General features: G+C 69.7%; 12 protein-coding genes and 2 pseudogenes. 1 reads left to right on the top strand and 13 read right to left on the bottom strand.

Annotated elements, in window-relative coordinates; genetic code table 11:
* Nucleotides 1-79 precede the first annotated feature (79 nt).
* From QQK26_RS02845 to QQK26_RS02820, 6 genes and pseudogenes are all read right to left on the bottom strand, one after another.
* Entirely contained in the window at nt 80-538 is a 459-nt protein-coding gene (locus QQK26_RS02845) for a GNAT family N-acetyltransferase (RefSeq protein WP_284229855.1), read from the bottom strand.
* 191 nt (nt 539-729) lie between these two features.
* A complete protein-coding gene (locus tag QQK26_RS02840) occupies nt 730-1,146 on the bottom strand; it encodes a cytochrome c oxidase subunit 4 (protein ID WP_284229853.1) in 417 nt (138 codons plus the stop codon).
* Between the two features lie 6 nt (nt 1,147-1,152).
* Nucleotides 1,153-2,883: an aa3-type cytochrome oxidase subunit I gene (gene ctaD, locus QQK26_RS02835; RefSeq protein ID WP_284229851.1), complete on the bottom strand. Its 1,731-nt coding sequence runs from the start codon at nt 2,881-2,883 to the stop codon at nt 1,153-1,155.
* 29 nt (nt 2,884-2,912) lie between these two features.
* A complete protein-coding gene (gene ctaC, locus QQK26_RS02830; protein WP_284229849.1) occupies nt 2,913-3,791 on the bottom strand; it encodes an aa3-type cytochrome oxidase subunit II in 879 nt (292 codons plus the stop codon).
* Nucleotides 3,792-4,000: 209 nt separating this feature from the next.
* Entirely contained in the window at nt 4,001-4,384 is a 384-nt protein-coding gene (gene erpA, locus QQK26_RS02825; protein ID WP_284229848.1) for an iron-sulfur cluster insertion protein ErpA, read from the bottom strand.
* A 98-nt stretch (nt 4,385-4,482) separates the two neighbouring features.
* Nucleotides 4,483-5,888: pseudogene (locus tag QQK26_RS02820) on the bottom strand (dipeptidase).
* A gap of 42 nt (nt 5,889-5,930) precedes the next feature.
* Here QQK26_RS02820 and QQK26_RS02815 point away from each other — a divergent pair.
* Entirely contained in the window at nt 5,931-6,503 is a 573-nt protein-coding gene (locus QQK26_RS02815; RefSeq protein WP_284229845.1) for a DUF3043 domain-containing protein, read from the top strand.
* Nucleotides 6,504-6,567: 64 nt separating this feature from the next.
* Here the strand turns inward: QQK26_RS02815 and QQK26_RS02810 are convergent, their stop codons facing one another.
* From QQK26_RS02810 to QQK26_RS02780, 7 genes and pseudogenes are all read right to left on the bottom strand, one after another.
* The gene (locus tag QQK26_RS02810) at nt 6,568-7,590 is read right to left on the bottom strand and encodes a quinone-dependent dihydroorotate dehydrogenase (protein ID WP_284229841.1); all 1,023 of its coding nucleotides are present in this window, start codon (nt 7,588-7,590) and stop codon (nt 6,568-6,570) included.
* Nucleotides 7,591-7,641: 51 nt separating this feature from the next.
* Nucleotides 7,642-8,112 carry a transcriptional regulator NrdR gene (gene nrdR, locus QQK26_RS02805; RefSeq protein WP_284229839.1) on the bottom strand — a complete coding sequence of 157 codons (471 nt, stop codon included), beginning with the start codon at nt 8,110-8,112 and terminating at the stop codon, nt 7,642-7,644.
* A 31-nt stretch (nt 8,113-8,143) separates the two neighbouring features.
* On the bottom strand, nt 8,144-9,448 hold the full coding sequence (gene hisD, locus QQK26_RS02800; RefSeq protein WP_284229837.1) for a histidinol dehydrogenase: 1,305 nt from the start codon (nt 9,446-9,448) through the stop codon (nt 8,144-8,146).
* A 20-nt stretch (nt 9,449-9,468) separates the two neighbouring features.
* Nucleotides 9,469-12,938: pseudogene (gene dnaE, locus QQK26_RS02795) on the bottom strand (DNA polymerase III subunit alpha).
* Between the two features lie 160 nt (nt 12,939-13,098).
* Nucleotides 13,099-14,019, bottom strand: coding sequence for an RluA family pseudouridine synthase (locus QQK26_RS02790; protein ID WP_284229835.1), 921 nt, complete (start codon nt 14,017-14,019; stop codon nt 13,099-13,101).
* A gap of 1 nt (nt 14,020) precedes the next feature.
* Entirely contained in the window at nt 14,021-14,629 is a 609-nt protein-coding gene (lspA, locus tag QQK26_RS02785) for a signal peptidase II (protein ID WP_284229834.1), read from the bottom strand.
* On the bottom strand, nt 14,619-15,365 hold the full coding sequence (locus QQK26_RS02780) for a DivIVA domain-containing protein (RefSeq protein ID WP_284229831.1): 747 nt from the start codon (nt 15,363-15,365) through the stop codon (nt 14,619-14,621). The genes lspA and QQK26_RS02780 overlap by 11 nt, the downstream gene beginning before the upstream one ends.
* Nucleotides 15,366-15,416 lie beyond the last annotated feature (51 nt).

Genomic DNA, 15,416 nt, shown 5'->3' with positions numbered 1-15,416 from the left:
CACGGCGCAGCACGAGGCGCTGGTCGTCCACGGGTGTGGCGCGCTCGCTCCCCCGCTCAGGCGAGCGCCTGTGGGCCCGTCAGAGCTCCAGGCGCAGGAAGTCGGCGCTGCGCACCCAGCCCTGCTGCTCGTAGAAGCCGGCGCTACGGCGGCTCGCGACCGTCACCTGACGCACGCCGCGATCGCGGCACTCCGCTTCGACCGCTTCGAGCAGCAGGCGCCCGAGTCCGGACCCGCGCAGGGCGGTGTCGATCACGATCTCCTGCACCTGCGCGCTCGTACCGTTGGCGGAGAGCAGCGGCACGATGCTGGTGAGCGCATAGCCGCGTACCACGCCCTCATGCTCCAGGATGCGCAGGAACGTCGGATCGGGCGATCGGAGGCAGGCGGAGAAGCCGTGATCGAACTCGGCGCGATCGGCGGCTGTCTCCGCTCCGAGCTGGGCGAGCAGCGCGAAGACGGCATCGCCGTCACTGCCACGGGCCGCGCGGATGATGGTGGTCGCCTCGGCGCCGTCGCCTGCAGCAGTGCTCGTCATGCTGCCAGTAGAGCAGAACCGACCGGACGACGCCAATCGGCGCAGCGGGGACTGACCGCCGGTGCGCGCGGGGCGTCTGCGGGCCGGGTCAGAACGGGACGGGTCCCCTGCGGAACGGGCAACGCGCGGGTCGCGGAGACGGCGGAGGCCCCGACCGAGCCGAAGCTCGGGCGGGGCCTCCGCGGAATCGATCAGTGACCGAAGTTACCGCGCTGGTACTCGTAGGTCCATCCGACCAGGGCGACCACCGTGAAGGCGACGCCGATGAAGAGCAGCCAGATGCCGACCGCGAGGGCGAGGAAGCAGACCGCAGCACCCGAGGCGAGGGCCAGGGGCCACCACGACCACGGGCTGAAGAAGCCCTGCTCAGGCTCGCCGTCGTCGATCGCCGCGTCGAGGCGGTCCTCCGGCAGCTCGCCGCCCTGCGCCTTGTAGCTGAGGTTGACGTAGAAGGCGATGAAGGCCGACAGCACACCCGCGAGGCCGATGCCGAGCGTGCCGGTCCACTCGATCGATCCGTGGTCGATGAGACTCCAGGCGATGTAGGCCGCGTCCGCGAGGACGAAGAAGACCGCGAGGATCCAGAAGAGTCCGATGTTCGTCTTCATGAGGTCTTACTTGACCTTTCCGTCCGAGATGTCCTTGACCGGCGCGTCCGGCGCGTCCTTCGCCGGACCGATGCCGACCGGCACGCCCGCCTCGGGGTGGTTGAGGTCGAAGGCCGGCGACTCCGAGCGGATGCGCGGGATCGACGTGAAGTTGTGCCGCGGCGGCGGGCACGAGGTGGCCCACTCGAGCGACCGCGAGTAGCCCCACGGGTCGTTCACGGTCACCTTGGGCGCGTTCCGAGCCGTCAGGTAGACGTTGAGGAAGAACGGGATGAGCGAGAGGCCCAGGATGATCGAGCCCACGGTCGAGAGCTGGTTCATCCAGGTCACGCCGTCGGACTCGAGGTAGGTCGCGTACCGACGGGGCATGCTCATGACGCCGATCCAGTGCTGGATGAGGAACGTCATGTGGAAGCCGATGAACAGCCACCAGAAGTGGATCTTGCCGAGGCGGTCGTCCAGCATCTTGCCGGTCCACTTGGGCCACCAGAAGTAGAAGCCCGCGAACATGGCGAACACGACGGTGCCGAAGACCACGTAGTGGAAGTGCGCCACCACGAAGTAGGTGTCGGAGACCGCGAAGTCGAGCGGCGGCGACGCGAGGATGACGCCGGTGAGGCCACCGAACGTGAAGGTGATCAGGAAGCCGATCGACCAGAGCATCGGGCTCTCGAAGGTCAGCGACCCGCGCCACATGGTGCCGATCCAGTTGAAGATCTTCACGCCGGTGGGCACCGCGATCAGCATCGTCATGAGCGAGAAGAACGGCAGCAGCACCGATCCGGTCACATACATGTGGTGGGCCCACACGGTGACGGAGAGGGCGGCGATCGCGATCGTCGCGTAGACGAGTGTCTTGTAGCCGAAGATCGGCTTGCGGCTGAAGACCGGGAAGATCTCCGACACGATGCCGAAGAACGGCAGCGCGATGATGTACACCTCGGGGTGGCCGAAGAACCAGAACAGGTGCTGCCACAGGATCACACCGCCGGCCTCGACGTTGTAGATGTGCGCGTTGAAGAGACGGTCGGCGGCGAGGCCGAACATCGCCGCGGCGAGCACCGGGAACGCCATGAGCACGAGGATCGACGTCACCAGGATGTTCCAGGTGAAGATCGGCATGCGCCACATGGTCATGCCAGGCGCGCGCATCGTGATGATGGTGGTGATGAAGTTGACGCCACCGAGGATCGTGCCGAAACCGCTCAGCGCGAGGCCGACGACCCACAGGTCCCCGCCGATGCCGGGCGAGAACGTCGTGTTCGACAGCGGGGCGTAGGCGAACCAGCCGAACGACGCCGCGCCCTGCGGGGTGAGGAAGCCGGCGACCGCGATGAGCGAGCCGAAGCTGTAGAACCAGTAGGCCAGCGCGTTGAGTCGCGGGAAGGCGACGTCGGGGGCGCCGATCTGCAGCGGCATGAGCACGTTGGCGAAGCCCGCGAAGAGCGGCGTCGCGAACATGAGCAGCATGATCGTGCCGTGCATGGTGAAGAGCTGGTTGTACTGCTCCTCGGTCGCGACGACCTGCAGCCCGGGCTCGAAGAGCTGGGCGCGGATGATCAGCGCCATGACTCCGCCGAGGCAGAAGTACAGGAACGAGGTGATCAGGTACATGTACCCGATCGTCTTGTGGTCCGTGGACGTGATCCAGGACACGATGATGTTGCCCTTGCGGCTGGGCCGCGGCGGCAGGGCCGAGGGGGCCTGCGCGGAGGGTGCCGGAGCGGTGGTGGTCATCAGTCGATCGCCTCTACTTCTCGCGTCGCTCAGTGCTCGGTCCGCGCGGCTTCGGTGCCGGGGAGGTTCTGGTTCGGGTTGTACTCGAGGCCGACCGAGCCGGTCTGGCCGGCGTCGCGCAGCTCCTCCAGGTAGTCCTGGTACTCGTCCTGCGAGACCACGTCGACGTTGAAGAGCATGAGCGAGTGGTACTGGCCGCAGAGCTCGGCGCACTTGCCGGAGTAGGTGCCCTCCTTGAGCGGCTCGAAGTACAGGTGGTTGCTCTTGCCGGGGATCATGTCCTTCTTGTAGAGGAAGTCCACGATCCAGAAGGAGTGCGCGACGTCGCGCGACTCGATGGTGATCTCGACGGTCTGGTTGACCGGCAGCACCAGCGTGGGGATGGTCGACTCGTCGATCTCGCCGGTCGGGGTGTCGCGCGAGACCTGCTGGCTCGACTCGTACACGTCGGGCTCGCCGTTCGCGTCGAGGTAGTTGAAGTCCCAGGCCCAGCGCTTGCCGATGACCTCGATCTGCACGTCGGGCTCGGCGTAGGGCTCCTCGATCGCGGCCTGGTCGCGTGCGGTGAAGGCGAAGAAGCCCAGCACCAGGATGAGCGGGATCACCGTGTAGAGGATCTCGATCGGCATGTTGTAGCGCATCTGCACCGGCAAGCCGGTCTGACCCTTGCGACGGCGGTACGCGACGACCGCGAAGATGATGAGACCCCAGGTGATGACGCCCACGATGAGGAGCACGATCCACGAGGTGGTCCACAGGCCGACGACGCGGTCGGTGTGGTTGGTGATGCCGTTCTCGTCACCGGGCAGCCAGCCGCGGAGCTGCTCGTGGGTGCATCCCGCGAGAACCGCGACGAGCACGATCGATACCGGGACGGAGGCCCACCGAAGACGACGACTTGAGCGCACCTGAAAAAACCTCTCGGACACACGGCCAGCTGCTGCGAGCCAGCTTACCTGGGGAACGCCCCAACCCTACCGCCCAGGACGCCCCGCAGACGCTAAGGGCAGCCTTACTACGACGAATTGTAGAAGGCGGATCCCCGCGCATTCGGCGATGCACGCGACGAGGCCCGATCCGGTCGGATCGGGCCTCGTTGGCGTGTCGCAGACAATTCCTAATGGAAGGAGTCGCCGCAGGCGCAGGAACCCTGCGCGTTGGGGTTGTCGATGGTGAAACCCTGCTTCTGGATCGTGTCCTCGAAGTCGATGCTCGCGCCGCTGAGGTAGGGCACGCTCATCTTGTCGACGACGACCTCGACGCCATCGAAATCCACGGTGGCATCGCCGTCGAGCAGGCGCTCGTCGAAGTAGAGCTGGTAGATCAGCCCGGAGCATCCGCCCGGCTGCACGGCGACGCGCAGACGCAGGTCGTCGCGGCCCTCCTGCGCCAGCAGGCTGCGCACCTTGTCGGCGGCCGCGTCGCTGATGAGCACGCCGTGCTCGGGGTCGGCGCTGGTGCGGGTCTGGCCCAGCGTGACGTCGCTGACGGTGTCGCTCATGTCGTGCTCCTCGCGATGGTGGGATGGGAGGTCGCGGCGCCCGCCCGGGCGCGCATCCGCTCGTCCCAGTGTAAGCACCGCGTCCGCGGATGCATTCCCTACGCCGCGCCCTCGCCAGCCTCGAGGCGCGCGAGCAGCAGCGCCTCGCTCGCGACGGCGCGCTGGAAGACGCCGAGGTGCAGCGACTCCCCCGGGCTGTGCGCCCGCGAGTGCGGGTCCTCCACGCCGGTGACGAGGATCTGCGCCTCCGGGAAGACCTCGACGAGGTCGGCGATGAACGGGATCGAACCGCCGACGCCCATCTGCACGGGGGCGACCCCCAGACATCCTCGAGCGCGCGGTTCATGGCCGCGACCGCCCAGCCGTCGGTGTCGACCAGGAAGGGCTCGCCGGTGATGACCTCGTCGATCGAGAGCCGCGCACCGAAGGGGGCGTGGGCGCGCAGATGCGCCTCGATGGCGTCGAAGGCCTCCGCCGCGGGCTGTCCGGGCGCGATGCGCACGCTGATGCGCACCCGCACCTTCGGCAGGAGGGTGTTGGAGGCGTTCTGCACGCTCGGCAGGTCCATGCCCGTGACCGTCACGGCGGGCTGCGACCAGATCCGGCTGAGGATCGTGCCGCGGCCGACCGGCTGCGCCTCGGGCAGCAGCCCGGTCTCGGCGCGCAGCTGGGCCTCGTCGTAGGCGGGGGTCTCCTGCTCGATGCCGCGCAGCCCCTCGACGGCCACGGAGCCGTCGTCGTGGTGCAGACTCGCGAGCAGGCGGGCGGTCGCGAGCATCGCATCCGGCACCGCGCCGCCGAACATGCCCGAGTGGCTGGCGTGCTCGAGCGTCTCGACCGTGAGGTTGAAGGTCACGTTGCCGCGCAGGCCGACGGTGAGCGCCGGCGTCGTCTCGTCCCAGTTGCCGGAGTCGGCGACGATGATCGCGTCGGCGGCCAGGGCCTCGCGGTGCTCCGCGAGGAAGGCCGCGAACGAACCGGAGCCGAACTCCTCCTCGCCCTCGATGAAGACCGCGATGCCGAGGTCGGGGTCGTCACCCGCGTGCTCCTTGAGCGCGCGCAGGGCGCCGACGTGCGCCATGACGCCGGCCTTGTCGTCGGCGGCGCCGCGGCCGTACAGGCGGTCGCCGCGCTGCGTCGGCTCGAAGGGCGGGGTGTCCCAGTCCTCGTCCGCGCCGGGCGGCTGCACATCGTGGTGCGCGTAGAGCAGCACGGTCGGGCGGCCGTTCCGCGCGGCGCGGCGCGCGAGCACGGCGGGCTGGCCGAGGCCGGAGCCGTTCGCGAGCGGCGCGCGGCGGATGTCGACGGACTCGAAGAGGTCGAGGTCGCGCAGCAGCCCGGCGACCGCCTCGGCGCTGTCGGCGACATGCCGCGGGTCGAAGCCGTCCCAGGAGACGGAGGGGATGCGCACCAGCCTGGCGAGGTCCGCGATGGTCGTCGGGAAGCCCTGCCGGACCAGATCGCTGATGGCGGACGGGTCGACGGCGGGGAGTTCGGAGCTCATGCAGGTAATCTTAAAGGCCGCATCCGATCGAGGGACCCCACCGTGCCGAAGACCAACACCCCCGAGCCCGACGAAGCCGTCGAGGCCCAGAACCCGAGCGCCGGCAAGGGCCGCGCCACGCCGAGCCGCAAGGAGCGCGAGGCCGCCAACAAGCGCCCGCTGGTGCCGACCGACCGCAAGGAGGCGAACCGGGCCGCTCGCGAGAAGGAGCGCGCGGTGCGCGAGAAGTACCGCCTCGGCATGGCGGCAGGCGACGAGAAGTACCTGCCCGAGCGCGACAAGGGGGCGCAGCGCCGCTACATCCGCGACTACACGGATGCGCGCTTCAGCATCGGCGAGATCCTGATCCCGGTGATGTTCGTCATCATCATCCTCTCCACGCTGCTGCCCATCCAGCTGCAGGACCTCACCTTCGTCTTCCTGCTCGGCTACATGCTGATCTCGATCCTCGACATCACGCTGGCGAACGTCTTCCTGAAGCGCCGCCTGCGCGCGAAGTTCGGCGAGGACAGGCTGCAGAAGGGCAACGCCTGGTACTTCGGCATGCGCGCGATGCAGCTGCGGATGCTGCGCATCCCCAAGCCGCAGGCGAAGTACGGCCGCTTCCCGGAGTGAGCCGCGAGCGCTGCACGACGAAGGCCGCCGATCCCCGGATCGGCGGCCTTCGTCGTGAGCGGCGTCAGTGCGAGCGCAGACCCCGGTTGATCTGCCGCGCCCAGAGCGGTCCGCGGTACAGGAACGCCGTGTAGCCCTGCACGAGATGCGCGCCGGCATCGAGCCGGGCGCGCACATCGGCCGACGTCTCCACGCCGCCGACGGCGACCAGCACGAGCGACGGGTCGGCGACGCGGGCGAGCAGCCGCAGCACCTCGAGCGAGCGCTCCGCGAGCGGCGCGCCGGAGAGGCCGCCGGCGCCGGCGCGCTCGACGGCCGACCGCGGGGTGCGCAGTCCGTCGCGCCCGATGGTCGTGTTCGTGGCGATGACGCCGGCGAGACCGAGCTCGGCGGCGAGGCTCGCCACGTCCTCGATCGCCTGGTCGTCGAGGTCCGGGGCGATCTTGACCAGCACCGGCACGGAGCCCGCCTCGGCGAGCACCGCGCGCAGCAGCGGCTCGAGCTGCTCGCGATCCTGCAGGCCTCGCAGACCCGGGGTGTTCGGCGAGCTGACGTTCACGACGAGGTAGTCGGCGAGCGGGGCGAGGATGCGTGTGCTCGTGCGGTAGTCGTCCACCGCGTCCTCGACGGCGACGACGCGGCTCTTGCCGATGTTCACGCCGATGATGGGGCGCCGCCGCCGTGCGCGCACGCGGCGCAGCCGCTCGGCCACCGCCTCCGCTCCGTCGTTGTTGAAGCCCATGCGGTTGATGAGGGCTCGGTCCGGGATCAGCCGGAAGAGCCGTGGGCGGTCGTTGCCCGGCTGCGGGATCGCGGTGACGGTGCCGACCTCGATGTGCCCGAAGCCGAGGTTGCCGAGGCCCAGGATCATCGAGCCCTGCTTGTCGAAGCCCGCGGCGACGCCGAAGGGGCTCGGGAAGCGGAGCCCGAGGGCGTCGACCGCGAGAGACGGGTCGGGTCGCGTCGCCGCGCGGGCGAGCGCGCCGGGCACCGAGGCGCCGAACGCGCGGATGACGGCGGCGCCGAGATGGTGGGCGCGCTCGGAATCGAGTCGGCGCAGGACGAGGTCGAAGAGGAGGGGGTACATGCTCAGGCCAGGCTAGCGCCCGGCAGGCCGCGCATCCGCTCCCCCGCTGCCTCAGTCCTGCGCGGCGCGGCGCTCGCGGTTCTCGACGCGCAGCGTGCCGATCGCCGCCTCGAAGTCGTCGAGCGAGTCGAACGCCTGGTAGACGCTCGCGAAGCGCAGGTAGGCGACCTCGTCGAGCTCGCGAAGCGGCGGCAGGATCGCGAGCCCGATCTCGTTGGCGTCGATCTGGCTGGCGCCGCTGGAGCGCACGGTCTCCTCGACCTTCTGCGCGAGCACGGCCAGGTCGCTGTCGGTGACCGGTCGACCCTGGCAGGCCTTGCGCACGCCGGAGACGATCTTCTCGCGGCTGAACGGCACGACGACGCCCGACCGCTTGATGACGTTGAGGCTCGCCGTCTCGTTGGTGGTGAAGCGGCGGCCGCACTCGGGGCACTGCCGACGACGGCGGATCGAGACGCCGTCGTCGCTCGTGCGGGAGTCGACCACGCGGCTGTCGGGATGGCGGCAGAAGGGGCAGTACATGGTGCTTCGAGGATACCGTCGCGCTCGACGCTCAGTCCTCGAAGCGGGCCTCGACGGCCTCGGCGTGCGCGGGCAGTCCCTCGGCTCGGGCGAGCGCGCCCAGGCGTTCGGCGACCTCCTGCAGAGCGCCGCGGTCGTAGCGGACGATCTGCTGCGGGCGCAGGAAGGCGTAGGCACCGAGCCCGGCGCCGAAGCGGCTCTGGCCGCCGGTCGGCAGCACGTGGTTCGATCCGGCGAGGTAGTCGCCGAGGCTGACGGGCGTGTGCGCGCCGAGGAAGATCGCGCCCGCGCTGCGCAGGTGCGGCAGCAGCGCCTCGGCATCGGCCGTCTGCACTTCGAGGTGCTCGGGACCGTAGGCGTCGCTGACGGCCGCCGCCTGCTCGAGGTCGTCGACGAGCACGACCGCGGACTGCGGACCGCGCAGCGCGACGAGCACCCGGTCGGCGCGCGCGGTCGCGGCCGCGCGGCGCTCGACCTCCGCGAGGGTGCGCTCGGCCAGCTCGGGCGAGTCGGTGACGAGCACCGCAGCGGCGAGCTCGTCGTGCTCGGCCTGGCTCACCAGGTCGGCGGCCACGTTGCGGGGGTCGGCCGTGTCGTCCGCGATGACGAGGATCTCCGTGGGGCCGGCCTCCGCATCGATGCCGGCGACGCCCTGCACCAGCCGCTTCGCGGCGGCGACGAAGACGTTGCCGGGTCCGGTGATCTTCTGCACCGGGTCGAGTCCGAGGTCGGGCACGCCGTACGCCAGCGCGCCGATGGCGCCGGCGCCGCCCATCGCGTACACCTCGTCGACGCCGAGCAGCGCGGCCGCGCCGAGGATGACCGGGTGCACCCCGCCGGACTCGCGCTGCGCCGGGGAGACGAGGGCGATCGACTCGACACCGGCGACCTGGGCGGGCACGACGTTCATGACCACGCTGGACGGGTAGACGGCGGTTCCGCCGGGCACGTAGAGGCCCACCCGCTGCACCGGCTGCCAGCGCTGGCGCACCTCGGCGCCCGCGCCGAGGCTCGTCGTTGCGCCCGCGGGCACCTGGGCCGTGGACGCGGCGCGCACGCGCACGATGGCCTCCTCGAGAGCGGCCCGCACCGTCGGGTCGAGGCGGTCCGCGGCGCCGGCCAGCTCCTCGGCCGGCACCCGCAGCGCGGCGGGGCGCACCCCGTCGAAGCGCTCGGCCTGATCGAGCAGGGCCGCGGAGCCGCGATCGCGCACGTCGGCGATGATGCCGCGCACCGCATCCGCCACCGTCGCGACGTCGGTCTCCGGTCGGGGCACGAGCTGCAGCAGCTCGGCAGCGGAGGGACGGCGGCCGCGGAGATCGATCGTTCGCATCATGACCCGTCCAGTCTACGGAGTCACAAGAGGCAGGCCGGGCCCAGCAGGCTCTTGAGCTCGCCGTACAGGTCGGCGCTCACGCGTACCTGGTGCGGCAGCTCGAAGATGCGCGCCACGTCGCCCTTGATCAGCTTGAGCCGCACCTCGCTGTCGCCGCGGTGGCGCGAGAGCACCTCGCCGAGCGAGCGCACGGTCTCGGTCGTGGCCCGGAACTCGCTCAGCGCGATCGAGATCGGTCCGCTCACGCCCCCTCGCTGCCGAGGTCGGGCTGGAACATGCTCACGGCGTGCAGCGTGGCGCCATCGTCGCGCGCGCTCACGCGACCGCGCACCACGACGATGGTGTCGTTCTGCAGCGATGGACCGAACTCGCGGTAGGTCTTGCCCATGAACATGACGGTCATCTGGCCGGCGAAGTCCTCGACCTCGACCATGCCGTACATGTTGCCGCTGTTGCGGGCCGTGCGGTGCTGGGCGCTGGTGATGAGCCCCGCGATCACCACGGTGTCGCCCTCCTTGACGCCGTTCGACATGGACGCGACGTCGGGGATCGAGAGCGTCGCGTGCTTCGCCAGCGGCACCTCGAGTCCGGCGAGCGGGTGGTCGGAGACGTAGAGGCCGAGCATCTCGCGCTCGAACGCCAGCTTGTCGCGCTTCGTCCACTCCGGCCGCGGCGGCACCTGGCTGGTCTCCTGCGGCTCGTCGAAGAGGCTGTCGAAGTCGAAGCCGACGTCGCCGCGCTCCTCGTCGCGCTTCACCTTCACGGCACCGTCCACGGCGTTCTCGTGGATCTCCACGAGAGCCCGGCGGGTGTCGCCGCTCGTGTCGAAGGCGCCCGCCTTGATGAGCGACTCGATCGTGCGCTTGTTGAGCACGCCCGAGGGCACCTTGGCGAGGAAGTCGTGGAAGCCGGTGAACGGCGCAGCCTTGCGGGCCTCGATGATCTGGTCGACGACGTTGAAGCCGACGTTGCGCACGGCACCGAGGCCGAAGCGGATGTCCTCGCCGACGGCCGAGAAGAAGCCGATGGACTCGTTGACGTCCGGCGGCAGCACCTGGATGCCCATCCGCCGGCACTCGTTGAGGTACATCGCCAGCTTGTCGCGGCTGTCGCCGACGCTCGTGAGCAGGGCGGCCATGTACTCGGCCGGGTAGTGCGCTTTGAGGTACGCGGTCCAGTAGCTGACGACGCCGTAGGCGGCCGAGTGCGCCTTGTTGAAGGCGTAGTCGGAGAACGGCAGCAGGATCTCCCAGAGCTTGTCGACCGCATCGTCGCCGAAGCCGTTGTCGTTCATGCCCTGCTTGAAGCCGGCGAACTGCTTGTCCAGCTCGGACTTCTTCTTCTTGCCCATCGCGCGGCGCAGGATGTCGGCCTGGCCGAGCGAGAAGCCGGCGACCTTCTGCGCGATCGCCATGACCTGCTCCTGGTAGATGATCAGGCCGTAGCTGGTGCTGAGGATCTCCTGGAGCGGCTCGGCCAGCTCGGGGTGGATCGGCGTGATCTCCTGCAGCCCGTTCTTGCGCAGCGCGTAGTTCGTGTGCGAATCGGCGCCCATGGGGCCTGGGCGGTAGAGCGCGATGACGGCGGAGATGTCCTCAAAGTTGTCGGGCTTCATGAGCCGCAGCAGCGAGCGCATGGGCCCGCCGTCGAGCTGGAACACGCCCAGCGTGTCACCGCGGGAGAGCAGCTCGTAGGCACCCGGATCGTCGAGCTCGAGCTCCTCGAGGTCGAGTGTGACGCCCCGGTTCTGCTCGATGTTGTCGAGGGCGTCCGAGATGATCGTGAGGTTGCGCAGCCCCAGGAAGTCCATCTTGATGAGGCCGAGCGACTCGGCCGCAGGGTAGTCGAACTGCGTGACGATCTGACCGTCCTGCTCGCGCTTCATGATCGGGATGATGTCGATGAGCGGATCGCTGGACATGATCACGCCAGCCGCGTGCACGCCCCACTGGCGCTTGAGGTTCTCGAGCCCGAGCGCCGTGTCGAACACGGTCTGCGCCTCGGGGTCGGCCTCGACGACGGCGCGGAACTCCGCCGCCTCCTTGTAGCGCTTGTGCTCCTTGTCGACGATGCCGGTGAGCGGGATGTCCTTGCCCATCACCATCGGCGGCATCGCCTTGGTGAGCTTGTCGCCCATCGAGAAGGGGTGCCCGAGCACGCGCCCGGCATCCTTGAGCGCCTGCTTGGCCTTGATGGTGCCGTAGGTGACGATCTGCGCGACGCGCTCGCTGCCGTACTTCTCGGTGACGTACTTGATCACCTCGCCGCGGCGACGGTCGTCGAAGTCGACGTCGAAGTCGGGCATCGAGACGCGGTCGGGGTTGAGGAAGCGCTCGAAGATGAGCCCGTGCTGCAGCGGGTCGAGGTCCGTGATGCGCATCGCGTACGCCACCATCGACCCGGCGCCCGAGCCTCGGCCGGGGCCGACGCGGATGCCGTTGCGCTTGGACCAGTTGATGAAGTCGGCGACCACGAGGAAGTAGCCGGGGAAGCCCATCTGCTTGATGACGCCGACCTCGTAGTCGGCCTGCCGCTGCACGTCCTCGGGGATCGAGCCCTTGTAGCGGTACTCGAGCCCTGCCTTCACCTCCTTGTCGAACCAGGTGGCCTCGGTCTCGCCCTCCGGCACCGGGAAGACCGGCATGTAGTTGGCCCGCGTGTCGAACTCGACGTTCGCGCGCTCGGCGATGGCGAGCGTGTTCGTGATCGCCTCAGGGTGGTCGCGGAACAGCCGGCGCATCTCCTCGGCGCTCTTGAGGTAGAACTCGTTCGAGTCGAACTTGAAGCGCTTCGGGTCGTCGAGCGTGGAACCCGACTGCACGCAGAGCAGCGCCGCGTGGGCGGTGGCGTCGTGGGCGTGCGTGTAGTGCAGGTCGTTGGTGGCCAGGAGCGGCATGCCCATGTCCTTGGCGAGGTCGATGAGCTCGCGCATCGTGCGTCGCTCGATGTCGATGCCGTGGTCCATCACCTCGGCGAAGAAGTTCTCCTTGCCGAAGATGTCCTGGAACTCCCCCGCGGCCTTGCGCGCCTCGTCGTAGAGCCCGAGGCGCAGCTTCGTCTGCACCTCGCCGCCGACGCATCCGGTCGTCGCGATGACCCCCTTCGAGTAGCGCGAGAGCAGCTCCCGGTCCATGCGCGGCTTGAAGTAGTAGCCCTCGATCGAGGCGAGCGAGGAGGCGCGGAAGAGGTTGTGCATGCCCTCCGTCGTCTCGGCGAGCAGCGTCATGTGCGTGTACGCGCCGCCGCCGCCGACGTCGTCGCCCTGCTGGTCTTGGCGGCCCCAGCGCACCCGGGTCTTGTCGCCGCGCGCGGTGCCCGGGGTGATGTAGGCCTCGGTGCCGATGATCGGCTTGATGCCGGCCTCGGTGGCGGTGCGCCAGAAGTCGAAGGCGCCGAACATGTTGCCGTGGTCGGTGACCGCGATGGCCGGCATGCCCTCCTCCACGGCGGCCTGGATGAGCGGTCCGACCCGGGCCGCGCCGTCGAGCATCGAGTACTCGCTGTGCACGTGCAGGTGGACGAAGGAATCGCTCGAGGCCACGGGGCTCCGTTCTCGTCGGGAGGGGTGCGGTGAGAGGGTCCAGGCTACCCGCCGCCGCCATCATTCGCTCGGCGGCGGACTCGCTGCGGGAGCGCTCGAGCGGATGCGGTCAGGCAGCGCGCAGGACGTCGAGCGCGTGCTGCAGATCGTCCGGGTAGACGGTCCGGTAGACGACCGGCTCCCCCGTCGCCGGGTGCCGGAAACCGAGCTGCACCGCGTGCAGCCACTGGCGCTGCAACCCGAGGCGGGCCGACAGGGTCGGGTCGGCGCCGTACATCGCGTCGCCCGCGCAGGGGTGGCGCTGCGCCGCCATGTGCACGCGGATCTGGTGCGTGCGCCCGGTCTCGAGGTGGATCTCGAGCAGCGAGGCCGCCGGGAACGCCTCGAGCGTCTCGTAGTGCGTCACCGACGGTTTGCCGTCGGCGACGACCGCGAACTTCCAGCTGGACCCGGGGTGACGGCCGAGCGGGGCGTCGATCGTTCCGGCGAGCGGATCGGGGTGGCCCTGCACGACGGCGTGGTAGATCTTGTCGACCTCGCGGTCGTGGAACGCGCGCTTGAGCCAGGTGTAGGCGCTCTCGCTTTTCGCCACCACCATGAGGCCGCTCGTGCCGACGTCGAGCCGGTGCACGATGCCGGCGCGCTCGGTCGCGCCGGAGGTGGCGATGCGGAAGCCCGCGCCGGCGAGCGCGCCGAGCACGGTCGGTCCCTCCCAGCCGACGGAGGGATGCGCGGCCACGCCGACCGGCTTGTCGATGACGACGATGTCGTCGTCGTCGTGCACCACGGTCAGCTCGGGCACGAGCTGCGGCACGATCGTCGGTTCCTGCTTGGGTCGCCAGCTCACCTCGAGCCAGGCGTCGCGCTGCAGGCGGTCGGACTTCGACAGGACGACGCCGTCGGCGCTCACGCCGCCCTCGGCGGCGACCTCCGCCGCGAAGCTGCGGGAGAAGCCGAGCAGCTTGGCGAGGGCGGCGTCGACGCGCTCCCCGACCAGGCCGTCGGGCACGGGCAGGCTGCGGGACTCCACCTCAGCGGCCCTCGCCGTCCGCTGCCGGCGCGTCGCCGTCGACGGGCTCCGCATCCGCTGCCGCCTTCGACCGCTTCGGCGGGCGGGTGCCGTCGAGATTGACGTTCAGGATCGTGAGCAGGATGAAGAGGCCGAGGCTCGAGACGACGAAGATGTCGGCCACGTTGTAGATCGCCGGCAGCATCCAGGGCGTGTAGATGAAGTCGACGACGTGGCCGACGCCGAATCCGGGCTCGCGGAGGAGCCGATCGGTCAGGTTGCCGAGCACGCCGCCCAGCAGCATGCCGAAGAGCAGGGCCCAGCCGACGTGCCGGATGCGCCGCGAGAAGAGGACGATCACCACGACCACGGCGACGGCGACGGTCGTGAAGACCCAGGTCATGCCCTCCGCCAGCGAGAAGGCCGCGCCGGGGTTCTTGACGTGCTGGAAGATCAGGAACTCGCCGAGGATCTCGTTGCGCTCGTGCAGCGGCAGCGTCGCGACGACGATCGTCTTGGTCAGCAGGTCGAGCCCGTACGCGACGACCGCGACCCCGGCGAGCAGGAGGAGATGCCTCCAGCTCGGCCGGGGTCGCGGTGCCGTGCGCGCGGGCTCGGCGTCAGTTGCCACCGAAGCCCTGGTAGCTGCCGTTCGGCGTACCGAACGACGGGGCGGGCTGCTGCGGGGCGGAGCTGCCGCCCAGCGAGCCGTCGAGCTCGGAGAGCTGGCCCTCGATGTAGCCGCGCAGCTTCTGGCGGTACTCGCGCTCGAAGGTGCGCAGCTCGTCGATGCGGTGCTCGAGCAGCGCGCGCTCCTGGTCGAGGGCGTTGATCTGCTGACGCTGCTTGGCCTCGGCCTCCTGCACCGTGCGTGCGGCCGTGGCATTGCCCTCGGCGATGAGCGCGTCGCGCTTCTCGATGCCCTCTCGCACGTGGTCCTCGTGCAGGCGGCGGGCCAGCTGCAGCAGGTTGTTGGTGCTGCTCGGGTCGATCGCGTTGATGTCGAGGCTCGGCGTCGGGAACGGCAGACCGGGCACTGAGGTCGGCACGGCGGCGGGTGCCGGCTCCGCGGCGGCGACGGGCGCGGGCTCCGGAGCGGACTCCTCGGCGGCGGGCTCGGGCTCGTAGCTCGACTGCGGGGCGGCAGCGGGGGCGCTCTGCGCGCTTCCGCCGCTGCGCTGCAGCTCGGAGATGCGGGACTCCCCGGCGATGAGGCGCTGGCGCAGCTCCTCGTTCTCCTGGTTGAGACGACGCAGCTCGATGACGATCTCGTCGAGGAAGTCGTCCACCTCGTCCTGGTCGTAGCCCTCGCGGAACTTGGTGGGCTGGAACCTCTTGTTGACGACGTCTTCCGCGGTCAAGGCCATGGAGTCACCTCTTCTGTCGAACTGGCACTGAGAAGATAACGGTGCGATAAC

This window comes from Arenivirga flava, assembly GCF_030161575.1.
GTDB classification, from domain to species: Bacteria; Actinomycetota; Actinomycetes; order Actinomycetales; family Microbacteriaceae; genus Arenivirga; species Arenivirga flava.
The sequence above is the reverse complement of the archived record's forward strand: the minus strand, read 5'-3'. Positions and strand labels throughout refer to the sequence as shown.

Coding starts and splice junctions, on each gene's coding strand:
- QQK26_RS02780 (WP_284229831.1), bottom strand. CDS start 15,365: ATGGCCTTGACCGCGGAAGACGTCGTCAACAAGAGGTTCCAGCCCACC.
- ctaD (WP_284229851.1), bottom strand. CDS start 2,883: ATGACCACCACCGCTCCGGCACCCTCCGCGCAGGCCCCCTCGGCCCTG.
- QQK26_RS02845 (WP_284229855.1), bottom strand. CDS start 538: ATGACGAGCACTGCTGCAGGCGACGGCGCCGAGGCGACCACCATCATC.
- erpA (WP_284229848.1), bottom strand. CDS start 4,384: ATGAGCGACACCGTCAGCGACGTCACGCTGGGCCAGACCCGCACCAGC.
- QQK26_RS02810 (WP_284229841.1), bottom strand. CDS start 7,590: ATGTACCCCCTCCTCTTCGACCTCGTCCTGCGCCGACTCGATTCCGAG.
- hisD (WP_284229837.1), bottom strand. CDS start 9,448: ATGATGCGAACGATCGATCTCCGCGGCCGCCGTCCCTCCGCTGCCGAG.
- nrdR (WP_284229839.1), bottom strand. CDS start 8,112: ATGTACTGCCCCTTCTGCCGCCATCCCGACAGCCGCGTGGTCGACTCC.
- QQK26_RS02840 (WP_284229853.1), bottom strand. CDS start 1,146: ATGAAGACGAACATCGGACTCTTCTGGATCCTCGCGGTCTTCTTCGTC.